15 protein-coding genes and 3 pseudogenes are annotated in these 20,297 nt (G+C 69.3%); 6 read left to right on the top strand and 12 right to left on the bottom strand.

What is annotated here, in order from left to right:
- Positions 1–575: 575 nt before the first annotated feature.
- A pseudogene (locus A6P39_RS01340) lies at positions 576–1,950 on the bottom strand (IS1380 family transposase).
- A gap of 244 nt (positions 1,951–2,194) precedes the next feature.
- Here A6P39_RS01340 and A6P39_RS01335 point away from each other — a divergent pair.
- From A6P39_RS01335 to A6P39_RS01320, 4 genes are all read left to right on the top strand, one after another.
- A complete protein-coding gene (locus tag A6P39_RS01335) occupies positions 2,195–2,719 on the top strand; it encodes a hypothetical protein (RefSeq protein WP_067045076.1) in 525 nt (174 codons plus the stop codon).
- Positions 2,720–2,834: 115 nt separating this feature from the next.
- Complete coding sequence (locus A6P39_RS01330; protein ID WP_067045079.1) at positions 2,835–3,992, top strand: DUF4331 family protein; 1,158 nt, start codon at positions 2,835–2,837, stop codon at positions 3,990–3,992.
- An 86-nt stretch (positions 3,993–4,078) separates the two neighbouring features.
- On the top strand, positions 4,079–5,059 hold the full coding sequence (locus A6P39_RS01325) for a tetratricopeptide repeat protein (RefSeq protein WP_067045108.1): 981 nt from the start codon (positions 4,079–4,081) through the stop codon (positions 5,057–5,059).
- A 47-nt stretch (positions 5,060–5,106) separates the two neighbouring features.
- Complete coding sequence (locus A6P39_RS01320) at positions 5,107–6,438, top strand: Dyp-type peroxidase (RefSeq protein ID WP_067045083.1); 1,332 nt, start codon at positions 5,107–5,109, stop codon at positions 6,436–6,438.
- A gap of 581 nt (positions 6,439–7,019) precedes the next feature.
- Here the strand turns inward: A6P39_RS01320 and A6P39_RS01315 are convergent.
- A complete protein-coding gene (locus tag A6P39_RS01315) occupies positions 7,020–7,754 on the bottom strand; it encodes a hypothetical protein (RefSeq protein ID WP_067045086.1) in 735 nt (244 codons plus the stop codon).
- Positions 7,755–8,122: 368 nt separating this feature from the next.
- Positions 8,123–9,100 (bottom strand): annotated as a pseudogene (locus tag A6P39_RS01310) (IS701 family transposase); the annotation flags it as partial.
- On the opposite strand from A6P39_RS01310, the pseudogene A6P39_RS01305 reads away from it, so the two are divergent.
- Positions 9,048–9,373 (top strand): annotated as a pseudogene (locus A6P39_RS01305) (4-hydroxy-2-oxovalerate aldolase); the annotation flags it as partial. The pseudogenes A6P39_RS01310 and A6P39_RS01305 overlap by 53 nt on opposite strands.
- A 72-nt stretch (positions 9,374–9,445) precedes the next feature.
- Here the strand turns inward: A6P39_RS01305 and A6P39_RS01300 are convergent.
- The 6 genes from A6P39_RS01300 to A6P39_RS01275 all read right to left on the bottom strand — a co-directional run bounded on the left by A6P39_RS01300 (position 9,446) and on the right by A6P39_RS01275 (position 16,310).
- A complete protein-coding gene (locus A6P39_RS01300) occupies positions 9,446–10,150 on the bottom strand; it encodes a hypothetical protein (protein ID WP_067045089.1) in 705 nt (234 codons plus the stop codon).
- 72 nt (positions 10,151–10,222) lie between these two features.
- Positions 10,223–10,570: a DoxX family protein gene (locus A6P39_RS01295; protein ID WP_067045092.1), complete on the bottom strand. Its 348-nt coding sequence runs from the start codon at positions 10,568–10,570 to the stop codon at positions 10,223–10,225.
- Positions 10,567–12,600, bottom strand: coding sequence for an acetoacetate--CoA ligase (locus tag A6P39_RS01290; RefSeq protein WP_067045095.1), 2,034 nt, complete (start codon positions 12,598–12,600; stop codon positions 10,567–10,569). The genes A6P39_RS01295 and A6P39_RS01290 overlap by 4 nt, the downstream gene beginning before the upstream one ends.
- A 16-nt stretch (positions 12,601–12,616) precedes the next feature.
- Positions 12,617–14,233: a bifunctional 3-(3-hydroxy-phenyl)propionate/3-hydroxycinnamic acid hydroxylase MhpA gene (mhpA, locus tag A6P39_RS01285; protein WP_067045098.1), complete on the bottom strand. Its 1,617-nt coding sequence runs from the start codon at positions 14,231–14,233 to the stop codon at positions 12,617–12,619.
- Complete coding sequence (locus tag A6P39_RS01280) at positions 14,230–15,168, bottom strand: fumarylacetoacetate hydrolase family protein (protein WP_067045102.1); 939 nt, start codon at positions 15,166–15,168, stop codon at positions 14,230–14,232. The genes mhpA and A6P39_RS01280 overlap by 4 nt, the downstream gene beginning before the upstream one ends.
- Complete coding sequence (locus A6P39_RS01275; RefSeq protein WP_275883767.1) at positions 15,165–16,310, bottom strand: VOC family protein; 1,146 nt, start codon at positions 16,308–16,310, stop codon at positions 15,165–15,167. The genes A6P39_RS01280 and A6P39_RS01275 overlap by 4 nt, the downstream gene beginning before the upstream one ends.
- Before the next feature lie 138 nt (positions 16,311–16,448).
- On the opposite strand from A6P39_RS01275, the gene A6P39_RS01270 reads away from it, so the two are divergent.
- Positions 16,449–17,084 (top strand): TetR/AcrR family transcriptional regulator, encoded by a 636-nt coding sequence (locus A6P39_RS01270; protein ID WP_067055445.1) that lies wholly within the window; start codon positions 16,449–16,451, stop codon positions 17,082–17,084.
- Positions 17,085–17,431: 347 nt separating this feature from the next.
- On the opposite strand, the gene A6P39_RS01265 is transcribed toward A6P39_RS01270, so the two are convergent.
- The 3 genes from A6P39_RS01265 to A6P39_RS01255 all read right to left on the bottom strand — a co-directional run bounded on the left by A6P39_RS01265 (position 17,432) and on the right by A6P39_RS01255 (position 20,156).
- Positions 17,432–18,163, bottom strand: a complete 732-nt coding sequence (locus tag A6P39_RS01265; RefSeq protein ID WP_067055442.1) for an alpha/beta fold hydrolase — start codon at positions 18,161–18,163, stop codon at positions 17,432–17,434.
- Positions 18,164–18,332: 169 nt separating this feature from the next.
- On the bottom strand, positions 18,333–19,001 hold the full coding sequence (locus A6P39_RS01260) for a TetR/AcrR family transcriptional regulator (protein ID WP_067055439.1): 669 nt from the start codon (positions 18,999–19,001) through the stop codon (positions 18,333–18,335).
- A 108-nt stretch (positions 19,002–19,109) separates the two neighbouring features.
- The gene (locus A6P39_RS01255; protein WP_067055435.1) at positions 19,110–20,156 is read right to left on the bottom strand and encodes a zinc-binding dehydrogenase; all 1,047 of its coding nucleotides are present in this window, start codon (positions 20,154–20,156) and stop codon (positions 19,110–19,112) included.
- Positions 20,157–20,297 lie beyond the last annotated feature (141 nt).

The raw sequence follows: 20,297 nt of genomic DNA, 5'->3' as shown, positions 1-20,297 counted from the left end.
CGGGTCAGCCGACTGGTCAGCCTGTCACTTGAAGCTCCAGGTACTCCTACCGCGCTGATTTCAAGCGCCTCCAGCAGATGAGCGCGCATGCGAGGGTGACGAAGGCTGGGCCCTCCACCTTGATCGTGGACACCTCCACATGTAGGCAAGACTTGCGACTATCCGCATGTTTCTGGGGAAAGTTGCTGCTCGATGCATGTTTTCACGGCGAGTGCGGGTGGCCACCGACATCTATAGCCCCCTAATGTCGGTGGCCACCGAAACAAAACCGCAGGTCAGGAGCACTTTTTTCTGAGCCCTCTTAAAGACAGGCATCAGCCACAGCTCACCACGTGTCGACTCTATGGTTCCTCAACTCTGCTGTCACCAGGTGGAGTTGTCTTGGTTAAGGGTGTTTGAGCCGAAGCACGTTAGCCTCGAACTTTCGTGATGGGCCTCGACGAAGTCGGCGGCCCATTTCGTTGTCGGTGGTGGAGGGCGGGCAGGCTGAGGGCCCGGGTGTCGTCTCGGGTGGACGCCGGGTTCCACTGCTCCGGGCTGGATCCACTTCCCGTAGGGACGGGTGAGTCCGCTGGTCATCCGGGGTTCGGCAGGAGTGCGAGCCGTTCGAGGGCGTCGGTGATGTCACGGGCCCAGGGCCAGCGGTGGGCGAGGCGGAGGATGTGGCGCCGGCCGGTGGTGACGAGCTGTCCGGCCGCGGAGAACAGGCGGAGCCGCAGGCGACGGGGTTCCCAGAGTCGGGCTTTGCCGGTCAGAGCGAGCATGGGCATCCAGGCCAGCAGGTCTAGTGCGATCTGGACGATCTCCAGCCAGACCTTGTTCTGCGCGGTGTGGTGGAGGGGCAGGTTGCGCAGGCCGGTGGACCGGGCGGCCCGGATCCGGTCCTCCGCCCGGGCCCGCAGACGGTGACGGAGTTCGAGCTCGGCGATCGGCCGGCCGGTCGTATTGGTAGCGAAGCAGGTGATCCGCATGCCGTCCGCGTCCGTGATTCTCAACTGGGCGCCGGGGCGGGGTCGTTCCTTGCGGACGATCAGCCGCATGCCGCTGGGCCAGCCGTCCAGCAGCTTGCCCGTGAGTTCGGCAACCCAGGCCCCGCAGCGGACCTGGCCATCGGCCTCGACGGCCGGCGTCCATGCTGGCCCGGGGATCTTCAGCACGTGCTGGTGGATCGCCTCGGTGATCACCATGCCGACCGAGTAGGACAGCCATCGGCCTCGCTTCGCGAGCCAGGACACGAAGTCGTGGGTGCCGCCGGCGGAGTCCGTGCGGATCAGTGTCCGCCGTCCTCGCCGGTACTTCTTCGGTAGTTGAGCCAGGGCCCGTTGGGCGGTGGTGATGTGGTCGGCGGCCGTGTTCGAGCCCGCGCTACCCGGTCTGAGGAGAGCGGCGACCGGCTCTCCGGTTCCGCCCGGGCCGTGGTCGACGAAGGCCGTCAGGGGGTGAGGGCCGTAGGTCTTCTTCCAGGTCGCGGCCGCATCCTCCTTGTCGGAGTGCGCGATCACGAGGACACCGTCGATGTCGACCGTGACCCGTCCATCAGCGCCCGCGGCGTTCTTGCCCGCCAACGACCAGACCCGGCTGCGAACTTCGGCCCGTGCGGACCGGATGGCCTGCAGGGCTTTCTCGTCGGAGCCGGCGAGGGTGTCGATCAGGCGGGAGACCGTCGGGTCGGAAGCGACCGGCCCGAAGACAGCCGGCTCACACCTCAGCATCGCGACGTCCGCGAGGCAGTCCCCGCCCAGCGCGACCGCCAGAGCAAGGTCCAGAAGGATCTTCCCAGGATCGTGGACGGCCCGCGGCTTGCGCCAGGACGCCAGGGCTGTGGATACCGCCTGGTCAAGGCCGATCTTGCGGACCATCCAGCAGCAGGACCGCACCGGCCTGCGAGGCCACCCGCCGACCGTCTCCCTGGACACGGACACGCGGGTACGACGAGATAGGCTCTCTCACCTGGAAAGTGCTCTTTTCCTTGCAGCCAACAGGACCCTCAGCAAGTCCCTATCGTTGCAGGTCAAGGGCACTTTCATGTTTCCGCTCATGATCTGGCCGCCGCCATCTTTCGACCCATGGGGCGTGATCGTCTTGCCGACGCCCTGGAGGACGACAAAGCTGGCTGTGGAGGTAGTCAGAAAGGCGCTCAGAACGGAGGAGAGCCCACAGACCAGCCGATAGACGATCAAAAGGAGAGGGAGTCATGACAACACAGAGTTCTGCGCAGTCGGCGACTCCGGGGGGCGCGACTCCGACCGTGGCCAGGCAGCCCGACGGTCTTGGCAAGCGTGTCGGGGAGGTAGCGGAAATCACCGTTCTCCTCGATGCCAAGCCGGGCGGGGCGGAGAGGTTCCACCAGAAGGCCGCCAAGATCCAGGAGGACGCCTGGCACTACGAAAAGCTCGTCGGCACTGTCCACGACTTCCGCGTCACGTTCATCAACAATGACACTCAGGTCATAGGCGCGGTCACCTATGACGGTGACTTCAAGCCGTACATGGCTGACATCTTCGCCAACGCCGGAGCGTGGTTCGACGAGATGTTCGAAGATACCGTTGAGGGCTGGCCCGGGGCGAGCGATCCACACATGGTCGACTGGCTGGCGACGAAGATCGTTGAGGCGGACATGTGGTACGCCTCCAATCCGACCATGACGGTCGAGGACACCACCAAGGCGCAAAAGGTCACGCAGGCGTTCAACACCCTGCTGGATACTGCGTCCGCCTAGCAGTTGTCTTGCGGCCAGGTGCTGTAGCCGTGGCCATGGCGCCTGGGCACCACCAGGCGGTCCGGCAACGCTGCGAGGTCGTCGACCGGGCCCCGTCAGTGGAGGTCGCAGCATCATGTCCGACCATCTTTCCGGCACCCGTGCCTTGGCCGATCCGGCCATAGACCTGACCGACCTTTTTGCCTTTCCCAGCCCCTCCCAGGAGGGTCGGCTCGTCCTTGTCATGAATGTCTTTCCCAATGCGAGGCCGGGAGCCCTTTTCTCCGACGCTGCCAGCTATCGCTTCCGCGTCCGTCCGGCATCCGTTCCGATGGGGGATTCCGGTTCACTCTTCGATGTCGGCACCGAGGAATTCGCGCTTACCTGCACCTTCTCGGCTCCGGCCGGACCGGATGACGTCGGGGAGCCGGCGCAGCAGGGAACGTGCGTACTGCCGAGCGGGGAATCGGTTTCGTTTCTGGTGAATGACGAGCGGGGCGGAGAGGGGCATGGCGTACGCTGCTATGCCGGGCTGCGGCTGGATCCCTTCTTCATGGACGTGGCCAAGGAAGTAGAGACGCGGGCGAGCCGACGGCTCGCCTTCGTGCCGAAGGGCACCAACACTCTGGAGGGAGCCGACGTCCTGGCCCTCGTGGCAGAGGCTGACGTCCCCAGGTTGTTCGGGGCGGCCTCGGGCAGCGTCTTCGCCGTCGCGGCGGAAACCGTCACGGCCGGGCCGTATCCCGTGCGCCTCGAACGTCTCGGCCGCCCCGAGGTCAAGAACATCCTCATGTCGGACAACGGGGTCGACACCGCCAACAAAGTCGTGGACCTGCGCGATCTCTACAACGAGGAAGACCCGTTCCGGCTGGGTCCGAGCTACATGGACGCCTATCGCGCGCGGCTCAATGCCAACCTGGTCTTCTTCGACGATCTCGACGGCAAGGCGGACTGGACGAAACAGCCGGACGGGACGCATCCGCTGACAGAACTGCTCCTCGCGGACTTCCTGGTCGTGGACGTTGCCAAGCCGTACGCCGAAGACAGCTACTTCGAGATCGAGCAGGCTCTGCTAGAGGGACGGGAGCATGCGAGCTGCGGCGGCCGATCGCTCAACGACGATGTCATCGACACGCTCTACACGCTGATCGTCAATGCGGGCCATGGCCCGCGCGTGAGCGACGGCGTCGACGGGACCGTCCCGGCTTCACGTGAATTCCCGTACCTGGCACCGGCCAACCCGAATCCGCCCGAGCAGGCGGCCACCATCCCGGCGGTCGCCGCGAGCCGATGAGCAGTTCCACGGCGGGCACTCGTGTCGGCGGTGTGAGAGGGCCCGACCTTGCGGGCGGGCCGCCCACGACAGCCGGCGTCATCGCCATGGGCAACCTCGACGCGCGCATCGAAGGTCTGACGTCGCAGGCTGCACGGGAAAGACTCACCGCCGACGGCTGGGGCGAGTTGGTGGAGCTGACCGCCCTGCGCGGGCACGTACGGGGCCGCATCGACGAGGCCGAGCGCGCTGCGTCGCTGGCCGAGGCGTTCGTCGAGCAGGCGCCGCGCGATCCTCGCCCGCTGGTGGCGCGCGCCAGGCTGTCGGGCCTCTTCCACCGGTTCGCGGCGGCGCTGGACGATCTGGACGGGGCGGCTGCGCTGGGGCTCGATCGGCGAACCGTGGACGAGGAGCGAGCAGCCGTCTGGCAGGCGGTCGGGCAGTACGACGAGGCGCTTGCGCTGCTTCGACAGGGGCTGTTGAGGCGGCAGGACTTCAGGACGCTCGGCGCCATGGCCCGCTGTCGTGCCGAGAGCGGCGAGGCGGACGAGGCCGAGACGTGGTTTTTGGCGGCGAGAAGCGCCTACCGCGGGGTCAGTCCGTTTCCACTGGCGGTCCTCGAGTTTCAGTGCGGGCAGATGCGACTGGCCCAGGGCGGCCTGGTGAGCGCGCGCACCTGGCTGGAGTCGGCCGCTTCCCGACTGCCGTCCTACGTGCCGGCCGAAGGCCACCTTGCTGAGACCGACGCCGCCGAGGGCAGGACGGCCGTGGCGATCGAGCGCCTGCGCCGGCTGGCCATGGCCAGCGACGATCCCGACTATGCGACCCGGCTCGCCCATCTCCTGGGCAGGTCTGAAGCGTCGGCGGAGGCTCGGTTCTGGCGTGCCCACGCTGGCGCGCGCTACGAGGAGCTGATGGCGCGCCACCCCGAGGCGTACGCCGAGCACGCGGCGGAGTTCTGGCTGACCGTCGGCGGCGATCCCCAACGAGCACTTCGGCTCGCGCGGCACAACCTCGTGCTTCGGGCGACCCCGCGCGCCCATGCACTCGTCGATCGCGCGATGCGTCGTGTCGGAGAGTGCCGATGATAGGGGTAATTGGTACAAATCATCCGGCACTCTTCCGGAGGGACGACATGACAGCAACCGAAGCCCCGCCGCTGCAGCTAGAAGAGATTCAGGGCATCGTGCTGCGCAACCGGCCGTCACCGTACGTCGGCACCTACATCCTGCTGCGTGTGGACGATCCCGGCGCCGGGCGTGAGCTGATGGGGCGTCTGGCCGAACTGGTCGACTCCGCCGCCAACTGGTGGCAACCGGACCTGCCCGCGCTCCTCAACGCCGGACTGACGTATCGAGGGCTCGAAGCGCTCCAGGTCCCACCAGCCGCCCTGAACACCTTCCCTGAGGAGTTCCGGCAGGGCATGGCTGCACGCGCCGAATTCATCGGTGACACCGGGGAGAGCGCGCCCGCACGCTGGGAGCCGCCCTTCGGCACCGGCCAGGTACACGTCGTGCTGTCCCTCCTGGCCGCCGATCAGGAGTCGTTGGCGGTCGTCCTCGAACGTGCGCGCATGGCCCACGCGCAGCTTCCCGGTGTTCAGGTCGTCCATCGGCAGGACTTCTACCAGCTGTCCACCGGGCGCACCAGCTTCGGCTACAAGGACGGCATCGGCAACCCCGCGATCGAAGGCAGCGGTGCCGAGACTCCTCCCGGTGACGGTTCCGTGGTCAAGGCAGGCGAATTCGTGCTCGGCTATCCCGACGAGACCGGAAACCTGCCGCCGATGCCGCAGCCAGCCGAACTGGGGCGCAACGGCACCTTCGTGGCCTGGCGGAAGCTGCACACGTGCGTCGCGGCGTTCCGCCGGTATCTGCACGACAACTCCGACAGCCCGGAGGAAGAGTCGCTGCTCGCAGCCAAGATCGTGGGCCGCTGGCAGAGCGGCGCCCCGTTGATCCTGGCGCCCGAACACGACGACCCGGCCCTGGGAGCGGACGACCAGCGCAACAACGACTTCCGCTACGCGTCCGATCCGGGTGGCACGAGTTGCCCCCACGGCGCCCACGCAAGACGGGCCAACCCGCGCGACTCGGAGATCATCGGCGACGTTCGCCTGCATCACATGATCCGGCGGGGTACCAACTACGGTCCTCCGCTGCCGGCTGGTGTCCTGGACGACGACGGCGCCGACCGTGGCATCGTCTTCGTCTTCATCGGCTCACACCTCGACCGCCAGTTCGAGTTCGTGAAGTCGCAATGGCTGAACGACGGCCATTTCACCGGCCTCGACCAGGAGAAGGATCTACTCACGGGCGACAACGACGGCACGGGCATCTTCACGATCCCGCAGCACCCCATCCGGCGCCGTCTGCACGGCGTGGAGCGTTTTGTCATCACCCGTGGCGGAGAGTACTTCTTCCTGCCGAGCCTCAGCGCGCTGCGCTGGCTGGCCGACGTCAAGTGAACCGAGCGCCGCTCATGTCGGTGGAGACAATCGTCCGCTCCAGGATCGGGCGATTGTCTTCGAACCTGACTGAGGGGACGTCAGCTTACTGACCGGCTCGTTATGTTGAGAGTTGGTGGAGTTTGCAGAGCCGAGGCAGATTGAGGACTCGGCTGTCGCGCCGGGTGGACGCCGAGTTCCACGGCTCCGGCGGGCCGGTGGTGTTCGCAGGGATGGGAAAAAGCTGGTCAGCCGGTGCGGGAGGGCGTGGAGTCAGCGCAGGGCATCGATGATCACGTCGGTTCGCCTGGGAAGTGAGTCTTTCCTCACAATCAACAGGACCCTCAGCAAGTCCTATCGTTGCAGGTCGGGTCCACTCCCCGCGTTCTTGATCAAGCCTCGGGCGGCCAGCTTCGTGAAAGCGCGAGGTTAGTTGTCACATAGGCAGGACTGTTGTCACCGGCGACGCTGACGGCGGTGCGAGGTCGGCCTCAGCAGCGCGCAAGCGTAGTGGCTCCTGGACCTGATCGCGCACTCCCCGCGATTCACGGTGTCGCCTCAGGGGCCGCATCCCACGCTGATCGCGCGGGCCGGATTCCCCCTCAGGAGTCGGGCTCCAACCCGTAGGACGGCGCTTTGTCGACAGGCGCTTCGTCGGATGGAGCGCGCCGACGACGCAGTCTTCGTGGAACGGGGTCTTGGTCGAGCGGCCCGAGGATAATGCTCGCCGTCATGATGTGGCCGACGATCAGCACCGCGAGGGTCACCTTCAGGCCCAGTCTCTTGGGTATGGCCGGCCGCGGGCCGAGCTGCGGATGAGCCGTTCCCAGGGGATCGGAGGTGACCTGCACAGTGCTGCCGACTCGCGGATAGCCCTCAACGGCGAGCGTCGTGCCGTCGCCCAGACGGACATGGACCCCGGCCTCCATGGGACCGTGGTCGCCTTCCGTGGACCAGGGGCCGGTGACCACGCCCGTAGCCGTCACCCCGCGGTTGTGCAGGATCTGCTGTTCCACATCCTGCTGGCCGAAGATGACGGCCGCGAACGAGCTGGCGAGGACGACAACGACGCCAGCACAGCAGACCACTGCCCTCCATCTACTGGCCCGGCCACTCCAGTAATGCCCGAAGTACAGGTACACCGCCCAGAGCCAAATATGGAACAGCAGGCCCGCAATCACGAGCACGAGGCCCAGACCCTTGTCATCCTCGCGCGCCGCATCCAGCACGAACCGTAGCGCCAGCAGCGAAATCCCCAACGGAACGGCTGTCGCCAGCGCCCACCACACCGACCACAGCAGCGCCCGCGCCGCCCTCCGCATCAAGGTGCCCCCCATCCCGCCAGAGTGACCGCCGTTGGGACATCCGCAAGATCTCGGCCCGCCCGGAGCCCGTCGTGCCTTACGCCTCGGCCTGTGACAGAACGGATGCTGAGTGCGCGGCGGTAACAAGTAGATCCAGGCCCAGGTGTGGTCTTGCCCAGCAGCCCGGGTCCCGGTCACGCTCGGATGCAGAGCCATCTCGACTCCTCGGGGGACCTGTGGACGACCTCACTCGCCGTAACCGGCGCGGCGGCCTCGGCTGCTTCCTGCTCGCCGTGGTCGTCATCGCTGCCGTGATCGCACTGGGTGTGTGGGCGTGGCAGCAGCCCGGCGGGAACACGCCCAGCTACTGGCACTGAACAGATCGGCCCGGAACCGAAGTCCTCGCCGTCCAGGCTCGCCACCATCGGGTGAGGGTGACGGCGGGAGTGAGCCAGGAACGGATGGCCCGTAAGGCCCTGGACCAGCAAGGCTGTTGGGGCTGGCGAGGTTCGGCTGGGCCCCCTCTCTGGCCCCTCGTCGGGGCACGGGTCCGGCGCGGTGGCGTCCAGGGGTCCGGGTGGGGCGAACCATTGGCCCCAGCAGAAGGAGAGGCGCAGTTGACCAGGGTTTGGTGGCGGCGGATGGCTCGGTCGGAACGGACTTGGACGTCGGCCCAGCCGAGTTCGTCCTTGATGTGTTTGTAGCTCGGCGAGGTCGGCCGGCGGATGTGGGCTGGTGGTGGCGTGGGGTGCTTCGGGGTGGGGCAGGTTGGTGGCCAGGTACCAGGTGGCCTTCTCCGGCAGCGTGGCTGGGTCGGTGGTGGCCACGACCAGCCGGCAGGGTGAGTCGGGTCCGTAGCCGCCCAGGCGGGCATCGGCGGCCCACCAGGTCTCGGTGTGCCCGTCGCGGAAGTGACGCTCCACAGCCGTCCAGTCGCCAGGACGCCTGGCATCCTTCCAGGCCAGGGCGTGGGCGGCTTCGATGGGAGTGTGCGGCTGGTCGGCCCGGGCCCAGGTGCCGCGGTGCGGCTTGAGCGCGACCACGTAGGCCAGGCCGGCCTCACGCAGCGCGAGGTACCAGTCGTCACTGACGGAGTAGGCGCAGTCGGCGACCACCGCCCGGCAGCCGAAGCCCGCCTCCTTCCCGCGGGCCGCGAGAGCAGCGGCCAGCTGCGGTTTCGTACGGAAAGCCGGATCCAAGCGGCCGCGGTCGAAGTGATGGGCCGGGGTGTAGGGAGTCGCGTGCAGCGGGTAGTACACGCGGCCGTCGGTCCACACCGTGGTCACCGTGACGACGCCGTTGTCCGTCTTTCCCAGGCGGCCCAGCCACTGCCGGCCCACATGCGTGGTCGCCGTGACGTCCTTGCGGTCCCCAGAATCTGCCCTGTTCCGCCTGATGGACGCTGCCACCCGACATCGTCCGCCCCCTGCAGGCCGCGAGGTGCGGGTGGACCGCGAGACGCTCGCCCTCGGGTACGCGGGCGTGTACTCCGGTTTCCGCCGGCACGCCGTTGCCGCGGCGCGCTGTCACGGCCTGGACACCCGGGCGATCCTTGTCGAAGCCGGCGCGGGATGGTCGGCGGCCAGGCGGGCATGATCACGGACATTGCGCTCGACCTCGCGGCGGCCGGTTGCGTCGACTGGCGCGAGTGATCGGTGCGGTGGCTGTGGTGGCCCGGCGGGGCGGGTGCCACCGCTGTCCACGTCAGAGGACGGACGGCGATGTCAGCGGCTCGTGTCGGCGTCACCTTCGTCATTCGGAGGGTCTCCCTGTCTCCTGCCGCCCGGAGGGGAGCCGTCCCCGTGCTCTTCCAGCAGTTCGAGGAGCGCGGCATCCGCTCTTTTCTGGTCTTCCTTCGTCAGCTCGAGCGGTGCGTTGTTGTAAACGGTGTAGCGATCTGGATCGATGATGTTGGCGGCCCTCAAGCTGAACGTCAGCAGGGGCCGCCACCCCTTGCGGTGGCCGACCCGCACCTGTATTTGGGCCTTGTAGTCACGGGCCTCCGGGAGAAATCCGGAAAACGGTGCCTCGAACTCGAGGAAGAGCTGTTGCGCTTCTCTGCCGGGCACGACGAATCCGGCGGGCAGCTTCGTCTCCTCGTCCGGCCCCGGTTGGAGCCGGGACGGGGAGGACACCCACAGGAGGGGCAGATGAGAGGCGGGTTCATCGGGGAAGGTCAGGATGAGGTCTTGCACGACGATCGGTTTGGGACCGGTGTTGTGCAGGACGAGAGGCAGTCGTAGGCGTGCCGTGGAACCGTGGACGATCGCCGCGAAGGCGTGAGGTTCCCACGCCTTCAGGCGTCCCTGTCGGGCGTTGAGCCACCAGAACGACGCGACGGTGAAGAGCAGTGCGCAGGCTGACACCACACTGGCGCCGGTAAGCGACGAGGACGCGATCCGATCCGCCGCGACCATCAGCGGAACCACAGATTCAGTCTGCCAGCCCCGCTGTGGGCCCGCTAACAGGACGAGTGGCCGCCGACAGTCTCCCGGAACGGTTCAGAGGCCGGCGAGGAGTGCGAGATACCAGGCGACCAGGGCCGCGCACGTCACCGCGGGGAGGAGTTTCGTCAGCCCGTCGCCCCTGCGTACGTGCGTGGTCACGGCACCGGCGAGCAGCATCAGCAGCCCGATGCCGGCCAGGCCGCCGCACAGCGGTACGACCGGGCCGAGGGCCACACCGATGGCGCCCGCCAGCTCCAGCCCGCCGATGACCCGGTAGGCCGCGGTGGTGAAGCCGGCGTGGGCGGCGAGCTCGGGCATCGGACCCAGGGCCAGGATCTTGGCCGCGCCCAGCAGGGCGAAGATCAACGCGATGAGACAGGTCAGCGAGGCGGAGAGGATCACGAGGCGCCTTCGGGGGTGTGCGGGCGGCGGGCCTGGCGGCGTTCGGCGCCCAGGTCGGCGAAGTAGGCGATCAGGTCGGGGTTGTCGACCGCGGAGGGGTTGAGGACCTGCTCGGCGGGGGCGCCCTGGAGGAGGCGCTTGACCGGGACCTCGAGCTTCTTGCCGGTCTTCGTGTGCGGGATGGCAGGCACGGCGAGGATCTCGTCGGGGACATGGCGGGGTGAGGCGCCGACGCGGATCGCATCGCGAATCCGGTCGCGCAGGGAATCGTCCAGCTCGATCCCGTCGGCGAGGACCACGAAGAGCGGCATCCAGTAGCCGCCGTCGGGTTCCTCCGCACCGATGACGAGGGCCTCGGTGATCTCGGGGAGGCGTTCGACGATGTCGTGGATGTCGGCGCTGCCCAGGCGTACGCCGTTGCGGTTGAGGGTGGCGTCGGAGCGGCCGTGGACGATCACCGAGCCGTGACCCGTCACCGTGATCCAGTCGCCGTGCCGCCACACGCCCGGGTAGGCACCGAAGTAGGCGTCGCGGTAGCGGCTGCCGTCGGGGTCGTTCCAGAAGTACAGCGGCATCGACGGCATGGGGCGGGTGACGACGAGTTCGCCGACCTGGTCGACGACCGGCCGTCCCGCGCCGTCGTACGCCGCGAGCGACACGCCGAGGTTGGGGGCCGACAGTTCGCCTGCCCACACCGGGGTGGTGGGGGTGCTGCCGGCGAAGCCGGAGATGACGTCCGTGCCGCCGCTGGTGGAGGCGAGCTGGACGCCTGCGCCGACGTGGTCGCGGACCCAGGGGTAGGCGGAGGCGGGCAGGGCGGAGCCGGTGCAGCCGATGACGCGGATTGCCGACAGGTCGTGCACGGCGGGGTCGACGCCGAGCTTGGCCATGGCCAGCAGGTACTGGGGGCTGGTGCCGAAGACGGTGACCTTGTGGCGGGCCGCCAGTTCCCACAGGACGTCCGGGCGCGCGACCGGCGCGGGGCTGCCGTCGTAGGTGCAGGTGGCGGCACCGGTCAGCAGGGTGGAGACGGCCAGGTTCCACATCATCCAGTGGGTGGTGGTGTACCACAGCAGGCGGTCACCGACGCCCAGGTCGCTGTGCAGGCCGAGGGTCTTGAGGTGCTCCAGCAGGACGCCGCCGTGGCCGTGGACGATGCCTTTGGGCAGCCCGGTGGTGCCGGAGGAGAAGACGATCCACAGCGGGTGGTCGAACGGCACCGGAGTGATGGTGAGGTACTCGGTGCGGCCGGCCGCGTCCTCCCAGGGAACCGTCAGCCTCGCGGCCCGGGTCGCGGGCCACGCAAGGCCCAGGTGATCCACGAGGACCGTGGCCTTGAGCGTGGGAAGGGCGGCGGCGAGGTCGCGGGAGGCTGTGCGACGGTCGTGGCGGGTGCCGTTGAAGAGGTAGCCGTCCGCGGTGATGAGCACCGTGGGTTCGAGTTGGGCGAAGCGGTCGGCGGCGGCCTTGGGTGCGTAGTCCTGGCCGCACACGGACCACACCGCGCCCAGGCTGGCGGTGGCGAGGAAGGCGATGACGGCGTGGGGGGTGTTGGGCAGGTAGCCGACCACCCGGTCGCCCGTTCCGACGCCCAGGTCGCGCAGGGTGGCTGCGACGGAGGCGACCTGGGCGCGGAGCTGCCGGCCCGTGATCTCGTAGCCGGCTCCGGTCTCGTCCAGTGCGGTGATCGCGGGTGCGTCCGGGCGCAGGTTGCGCAGTGCGTGGTGGGTGTAGTTGAGGGTGGCGCCGGGGAACCAGCGGGCGCCGGGCATGGCTTCCTCGGCCAGCACCCGCTCGTACGGAGTGGTGGCGTCGATGTCGAAGTACTCCCACACCGCGGCCCAGAATCCTTCCAGGTCCGTGACGGACCAGTGGTGCAGGGCCTGGTAGTCGGTCGGGTCCGGAATCCCTTCGGCGCCCTGGTGTCGGGCGGCCCAGCGGGCGAAGTCCGCGATGCGGCTGCCGGCGGCCGCTTGGGGGTCGGGCGGCAGGAAGGGCTCCGGACAGGGCGTGGAGTGCGGGGTGGTCATGGTGTGGTGTTCCTCGTCAGGGTGCGGGCCGGGCTTCGGCGGGGCGGCGGGCCGTGTGCAGCAGCGAGGCCCAGGCGGCGGCGTCGGTGAAGTCGCCGGTGCCGGCGGGCACGGTGTCCATCACGACGCGGTCGGGGCGCAGGAGGACGGCGTCCGCCCGGCCACGTGACAGCCAGGCGGCCAGCGTGCCGTCGTCGTTCAGGTCGCCGACGTGGACCGTGGGTGCGCCCAGTGCCGTGGCCACGCCTGTCATCTGCGCGGTCGGCGGTACGGCGGTCAGGACGGCGAAGGAGTCGTCGAGGACGTCGTCGAGGCGCACGCGCCTGCCGCCCTGCAGGACCCAGGGTTGGGGGCAGAAGGTGCCGGCCAGGGAGCGTCCGGTCAGGCGGGGGCGGCGTCGTATGAGTGGACCGGCGGTCAGGGCGGGGCTGAGGTCGCGGCTGACGGTCGCGGTCACGCCGGGGATGCGGCAGGCCGCGCCCACGACGGTCCGGCGGAGCGCCGCGCCGCGGTCCTGGCCGCCGGTCATGGCCCAGCCGACGGCGACCGCGAGGCGGATCATGTGGCGGGCGTGCGGTTTGCGCTCCTCCTCGTAGGTGTCCAGCAGCCGTTCGTCCGCGCCCTTCTGGAGGACGTGGGCGAGTTTCCAGGTGAGGTTGCGGGCGTCGCGCAGGCCGGCGCACAGTCCCTGCCCGATGAAGGGCGGGGTGAGGTGCGCGGCGTCGCCGAGCAGGAAGACGCGTCCCCGGCGCCACCGGTCGGCGAGGCGGGCGCGGAAGGTGTACTGCGCCTGCCGGATCACCTCGAATTCATCGTCCTGCGACCCGTCGGACGGCAGGTCCACCCAGGGGGCGACCAGCTCGCGCAGGCGCTCCCGGCCCTCCGCGCCGTCCAGGCGCTCGTCGTCGTCCAGCCGGAACTCCCAGCGGTAGCGGTCCTCGCCGACCCGCATGTAGGTGGCCGGCCGGGTCGGGCAGCAGACCTGCTCGGCGCCTTCCCAGGTGCGCACCGGAAGGCTGGTGCGGACGTCGATGACCCGCCAGCTCTCCTCGAAGTGCAGGTCCTCCCAGACGGCGCCGATGGCGTCACGGGTGATGCTGCCCGCACCGTCGCAGCCGAGGACGGCATCGGCCCACAGGTGCTCCTCCTCGTCGCCGCCGTCACGGCGGAAAGTGACCCGGACCGGACCCGTCGGAGCGTGCGATCCGCCGGTGTCCTGGGTGACCGACACGACCTCCACCCCGCTCCACAGCTCGCACTCGGGGCGGCGCGCCAAGGCGCGCCGCAGCAGGCGCTCCAGCTCGGGCTGGTCGAACATGCTGGTCTGCGGGAAGCCGTGATGGCCGTGCAGGGACCGCGTAAACTCGGCGATCACGCGGCGCCGGGGGTCCAGCAGCCGCAGGCCCGGTGCCGGGCGCGCGACGGCGGCGAACTCCTCGTGAACGCCGACGCTCTGCAGGATCCGGCGGACCTCGTCGTCCACGACGACGGCCCGCGGCAAGGGGTAGATGTCGCTGTGGCGTTCCAGGAGCACGCTGGGCACTCCGCGCCGGGCGAGCAGGAGCGCGGCGGTGACCCCCACGGGCCCCGCGCCGATGATCACTACCGGTCTGCTGGCGGCTGCGGCGCTCACCTTGCGTCCGCCACAGGGTTCCGCTGCTCGCCGAGGTCGATCCGCCCGTCCGGGGTGGCGATCGTGGCGGTGATGAGGTCACCGGCGTGCAGGTAGAGGGGGTTCTTGGCCTGGCCCTTGAAGAACGCCTTCCACCTCGCCGCGGGCGGCAGCAGTGCACTGATCTTCGCGACCGGTGCGGGCGGGGCCTTCAGTGCGGTGCCGCCGGGGGTGCCGGTGAGCAGCAGGTCGCCCGGGTCGAGGGTCTGGAAGCGGGCGAGCAGGGTGAGCGCCTGCGCGGGCCGTACGATCATGTCGGCGAGGGTGCGGTCCTGGCGCGGTACGCCGTTGACGTTCAGCCGCAGCCGCAGGTTCAGCAGGTGGGCGAAGTCCTCGGGCTCCAGCAGCGCCAGGTACGGGCCCGTCGGCGTGAAGGTCGGGTAGGACTTGCTCTCGTAGAACTGGGTCTTGGTCAGCTGCACGTCGCGGGCGCTGACGTCGTTGGTCAGGACCAGCCCGGCGACGTAGCGCGGCAGGTCCTGCTCCGCCACGACGGTGCCCACCGGCAGGGATGCGCCCATGACGAGGCCGAGTTCCACCTCGTAGTCGAGGAACTTAACGTGCGACGGGCGGACGATCGTGTCGTGCGGGCCGCTGACGGAGCCGGACGCCTTGCGGAAGAAGGTGGGCGGAATGTCGCCGGTGAACCCGGAATCCTTGGCGTGACTGCGGTAGTTGACCATCTGGGCCACCACCCGGCACGGGGTGGTGACGGGGGGCAGCGCGACCATGTCGACGACGGGCGTGCCGCTGTCGGTGGAGGCGGCGGCTTCGCGGACCGCGTCACGGTCGGCGAGCAGTTCGGCGGTGGTGACGGCCTTGGTGTCGATGCGGACGGCGTGCTTGTTGCGGACGGCCCACCAGCCGTCGGGGGTGCGCAGAACGTTGGTGCTCATGAGGTCATCGCTTTCATCAGGCCCAGCAGGCGTGCGGGGTCGAGTTCGTTGTCGCCGCGCAGGGCCCTCATGACCTGGCGCAGCTTGGCCGGGGACGGGCTCGCGCCCAGGAAGTCGCGGGTGACGGGCGGGCCCCACTGGGCCAGGCCGCTCGCCGACATCGGCGCCCATCCGGGTTCGAGGTCGCAGGAGAACAGGTCGCCGTCGGCGAAGTGCTCCAGCATGAAGCGGTCGGGGTCGCGCCAGTAGTCGAAGAGCTGGCTGCCCTGGATGTGCCGGCCGATTCCCCAGCTGCGCTTGTATCCGCGCTCGGCGAGGTACTCGCCGCCGGCGGCGATGGCGTCGAGGTCGGTGACCTGGTAGGCGGAGTGGACGTAGCCGGTGCCGGGCCCCAGGTGCAGGGCCAGTGTGTGGTGGTCGACCGGCACGCTGCCCTGGTCGCAGCGGATGAACGCCATCGTCGGCCCGCGCTGACGCTGCCCGTCCAGGAACAGGAAGTCGGACACGATCATCCCGAGGGTGTCCAGGTACCAGTCCAGGGTGCGCATGAACGACCTTGTCTCCAGCACCACATGACCGAGGCGCTGAATGCGCGACGGCTCGCGCGGGGGCCGCTGGGTGGCGTTCGTCCGACGGTGGTCCGTGCCGAAGTTCAGGATCAGCGGCTTCTGCTCGGGCAGCGTGGGCAGCTGTTCGCCGCAGTGCACGACGCGGACCGGGAGGCCGGAGGGGTCGAGCAGCGAGACCGACTTCCCTCCGCCGGGCACGTTGATGTCCCGGACGGTATTGCCGGTGGCTGCGGCCAGCCGGTCGAGGTCGGTGCGCTCGTCCGCGCGGAACGCCGGCCCGACGAAGCGGGACGCATGCCCACGCTGGATGACCATGCAGGGTGGGCCCGCGAAGGTGCCGCGCAGCCAGAGTGCCTCCTCGGTGCGGGCGGCGATCGCGAAGCCGAAGTCGCGCGCGAAGACCTCGGCCCGGTCCAGGTCCGGCTTCTCGAACTCCAGCCAGGCCAGGTCCGCCACCTTGATCACGGGGTTCTGGGACCGGCCGGGATGTTCGCCGCGAAGGGCCCCCTGCTCACTGTGGAGGTCTTGGTGGGGCGTCAGAGGACCGCCCTTGTTAACGGGGATGTGGGACATGGTGTCCTCCAAGCAACACTGCCGTAATGAGGAAATCATCAACTCTGCTGATTCTCATCGTCAATAGGTGCAGCCCAAATAATTGAGGATCTCATCAGTAATGGCAGTATCGTCCTTGCGGCGGTTACACTGGGCCGTATGCCGACGTCAGCCCCGCCCAAGAACCGCTTCGAGCGACGCCGTGCCGAGACCCGCCAGGCGCTCGTCCGCGCGGCCCGGCAGATCCTCGCGGAAACCGGGGACACGAGCGCGAGCATCCAGGCCATCGCCGAGCGCGCCGATGTCGGATTCGGGTCCTTCTACAACCACTTCGAGTCGAAGACGCAGCTGTTCGACGCGGCGGTGACGGACGCCCTGGAGGAGTTCGGGCAGGTCATCGACGAGCGCGTGGAAGGCATCGACGACCCGGCCGAGCTGGTCGCGGCCGGCTTCCGACTCACCGCCCGGATGGCCGACTCCCACCCGGAACTCATGCGGATCCTGCGCGACCGCGGCCTGGCGCACATCCACTCCGACCGCGGCCTCGCCCCACGCGCCCTGCGCGACCTGGAGATCGGCATCGCCTCAGGTCGTTTCACCTGCGGCAACGCGACCACCGCCCTGTCCGCCCTGGGCGGCACCCTGCTGTCCCTGGTGGCGCTCAGGCTGGCCCGCCCCAACCTCGACGGCGACGAGGCCGCCTCCGACCTGGCGGAGATGGTCCTGCGCATGCTCGGGCTCCCGCCGGAGGACGCGCACGAGGTCACCCGGCGCCCGCTGCCCGATCTCGTCTGAGGGTCCGGATCGGCGCGCCGCCGCCGGCCAAGTCGGGTGGGCCCCGTGCTACGGCAGCGTTGCCCTACAGGCTGGGGCGTCGGCGATCCACGATGTCGTGGACACCGATTTACATGTGGCGGCCCAAGCCTGCGAACCGGGGCGGTGTCATTGGCCAAGCTCCGCGGCGCTATCGCCAGTCGACAGGACCCAGTGCCGCCACACCGAGGCTCCGGCCGTGTTGGAATGGGCCCTCGCCCCGCTCGGCGGTATGCGCAGCGGTGCGGGAGCCCTCCCATGGGTGTCGGGCGCCATGGGGCCAGCGCCGCCCGGGGTGCGCCCACGGGCGCTGTTGGTGGGCGCGCCACTCAGCCCCGAGAGCTGCTCCAGTGCTCCTCGAGGGCGGTGGCGACCTCGGCCGGCTTCTGGATAGGCGTCCAGTGGCTGCTGTCCAGCCTCAGAAAGCGGGTGGCGCGCACGGAAGCCGCCATCTTCTCGCCGAAGTCGACGGGGCAGACTGGGTCGAACGCCCCCCAGAACACCAGGGACGGTCCGGCCAGGTCCGCCAGACCCGGTTCCCACTCCGCACCGACCGTCAATGCGGAGCGGTACAGCTTGAGAATGCTGTCGCGCATGGTCTCATCCACGCGGCCGGCCGTCTGTTCGGCCAGCTCAGCCGGGATCTGGAGGTTGTCGGTCAGGTCCTTGGCGAACGCGCCGGGGTCGTACTCCTTGGCCCAGCGGTCGCCCGCGACCGAGTCCTGCCACAGCTTGGCCAGCGGATGCCAGACGTACTCGGCGCTGACCGGACCGTTGCTGCCGGCCCACGTGCGGATCAGGTCCGGCCGTACGGAAGCCACGCGCGCGGTGAGGAGGCAGCCCCAGTCATGCCCGACCAGGTCGACCGGCTCGCCGATTGCCTGCAACCGCTCGATGAGCCAGGAGACGTACCCCTCCTTGGTGCAGTGGAAGCCCTCGGGTCGCGGCGAACCGAAACCGGGCAGGTCCCAAGCCTCCACGTCGCTGCGGGTCAGGTGCTCGCGAACGCCGTCCCACACGTGGTGGGTGTCGGGTACGCCGTGGATCAGAATGGCAGGCATGAATGAACTCCTACAAGGACGGATATTTTCATTGAGAAGCGAAATAACGGCACAGGGAGGGTGAAGGAGCCGAAGCCTCGTGCCGCAGGCCCGCGCCTTCGCGCCCACGTGGATGGGACTGGGACCGAGTGGCGGCACTTCCCGCCTGCGGCGCTTCGATCGACATTGGTCAACGAGTCGATGCAGCCGTCCCGATCGGGGCGACGACTTGGTCATGCAACACGGCTCGAACCCGGAGTGATGCGGTCTGTGGTGCTACGCCGGCGGCGACGAGGAACGCGGTCGCCGCGGCCTCACCCGTGGGGTCCGCCCAGGTGGACGTGGTGTTCTCCTCGGCGAGGGCCAGCATCAGTGCTTCCAGCGTTTGTGCGAGGACGGGCGGAGGGACGTGGTTCGCGAACACGCCTTCGTGCTGGCCACGTCGTATGGCCGCGATGGCCTCTTGGCGGGCAGGTGCCAGGGTGGCGCGGATGGCCTCCTCTCCGAGATGGCGGCGACCGAGGGAGATGAGCATGCGGTACTGGTCACCCACCGCCCATGCCGCCAGGGCCATCCGCGCCATCTCCTCCAGCGGATCAGCGCCCGGGATGCGTGTCATGGCGAACGCTTGGCGAAGCGCCTGGGCTGCGTCCTGCGTCAACTCGGTGATGAGCGCGTGCCGGTTGGAGAAGTGTCCGTAGAGGGTGCGCCGCGCGAGGCCGGCTGCCGCAGCGATGCTGTCGAGACTTGCGTCGGGGTCGTCCCGCAGTTTCCGCCGAGCGGTGGCGAGGATGCGTTGACGGTTCGCGCGAGCGTCGCTGCGCTGCGGTGCGCGGCCCGGGGCGTCGGTCGTCTGCATGGTTCTGTCTCTCCACGGTTGCCGGAAAGCCGTGGGCGCCGGTGCACCCTCACACACCGGCGCCCACTCACCCCTGCCCAGGGTGGCTTGTCGTCCTGCTGACGGGCGTCAGGGGACGAGGATGAGGCGGATCGGGTCGCCGATCTTGTTCTCCAGACGGCTGACCGCGTTGGCCGCGTCGATGAGCGGGATGTGGTCGGTGATGGAGGGGGCCAGGTCGAGCCGGCCGGCCGCGGTCAGCTGCACCAGCTCGGAGACGGACTCGGGGAAGCCGCCATAGTGGCCGCGCACCTGCTTCTGCAGGTAGTTGAAGGTCAGGCCCTCGGTGATGGTGAGCGGCCTGGGGGTGATGCCCACCAGGATCAGGGAGCCGCCCAGGCCGAGCACGGAGGCGGCCTGGTCGCGGACGGCGGGGACGCCGGCGCAGTCGAAGGCGAAGTCGAGGCCGCGTCCGCCTGTGGCCGCGCGGACCTGGTCGGCGAAGTCGGGGGCTGCCGGGTCGAGCGCGAGGTCCGCGCCAAAGGCCAGGGCGCGCTCGCGGGCGCTGGGCAGCGGGTCGACGGCGATGATCGGTGCGGCGCCGACCAGGCGGGCGAGGCGTACGTTGTGGGCGCCGACTCCGCCGACTCCCCAGACGCCGACGGACTGGGCGGCACGGACGCCCGCGGTGGCGACGACGGCGGCGTAGGGGGTGGAGACCGCGTCGGGGATGATCGCGGCCTGGTCGAAGGGGAGGCTGTCGGGGATGGGGATGAGGGTGTCCTCGCGGGCGATGACGTACTCGGCCCAGCCGCCGTCGTAGTCGATGCCGGCGGTGAGCATCTGGGTGCAGGGGCGGTGGCGCACGCAGCCGGCGCAGTGGCCGCAGGTCTTGCCGGCCTCCAGGGTGACGCGGGTGCCGACGGGCAGGCCGCGCTTGAGGTCGGGGCCGAGCGTGTGGATCACGCCGGATACCTCGTGGCCGACGGTGATGGTGTCGGAGGTGGCGAACAGCGGGACGAGGGAGCCGTCGAGCAGGTGGACGTCGGAGAGGCAGACGCCGGCGGCCTTGACCTCTATGAGGACCTCGCCCGGGCCCGGCACGGGGATCGGGACCTCTTCCACGGCGAACTTCCTGCTGTCGAGGTGGAAGCGTCCGGCGAGCATGGTGTCCATGAAGATCTGCTTTCGGTGAGCGGCACCGCCCGGCGTTTCGGGCCGGAGGGTGCCATGTGGTGTCTGGAGGGCTTGTGGTGGCCGGGAGGCGTGGGGGGTTGCAGGACGGGGCCGCACGCCTCCCGGCGGCTGAGGGGCACA

The organism is Streptomyces sp. FXJ1.172 (genome assembly GCF_001636945.3).
Lineage (GTDB): Bacteria > Actinomycetota > Actinomycetes > Streptomycetales > Streptomycetaceae > Streptomyces.
Note: the sequence above shows the minus strand (reverse complement) of the source record. Positions and strands in the feature narration are given on the sequence as shown.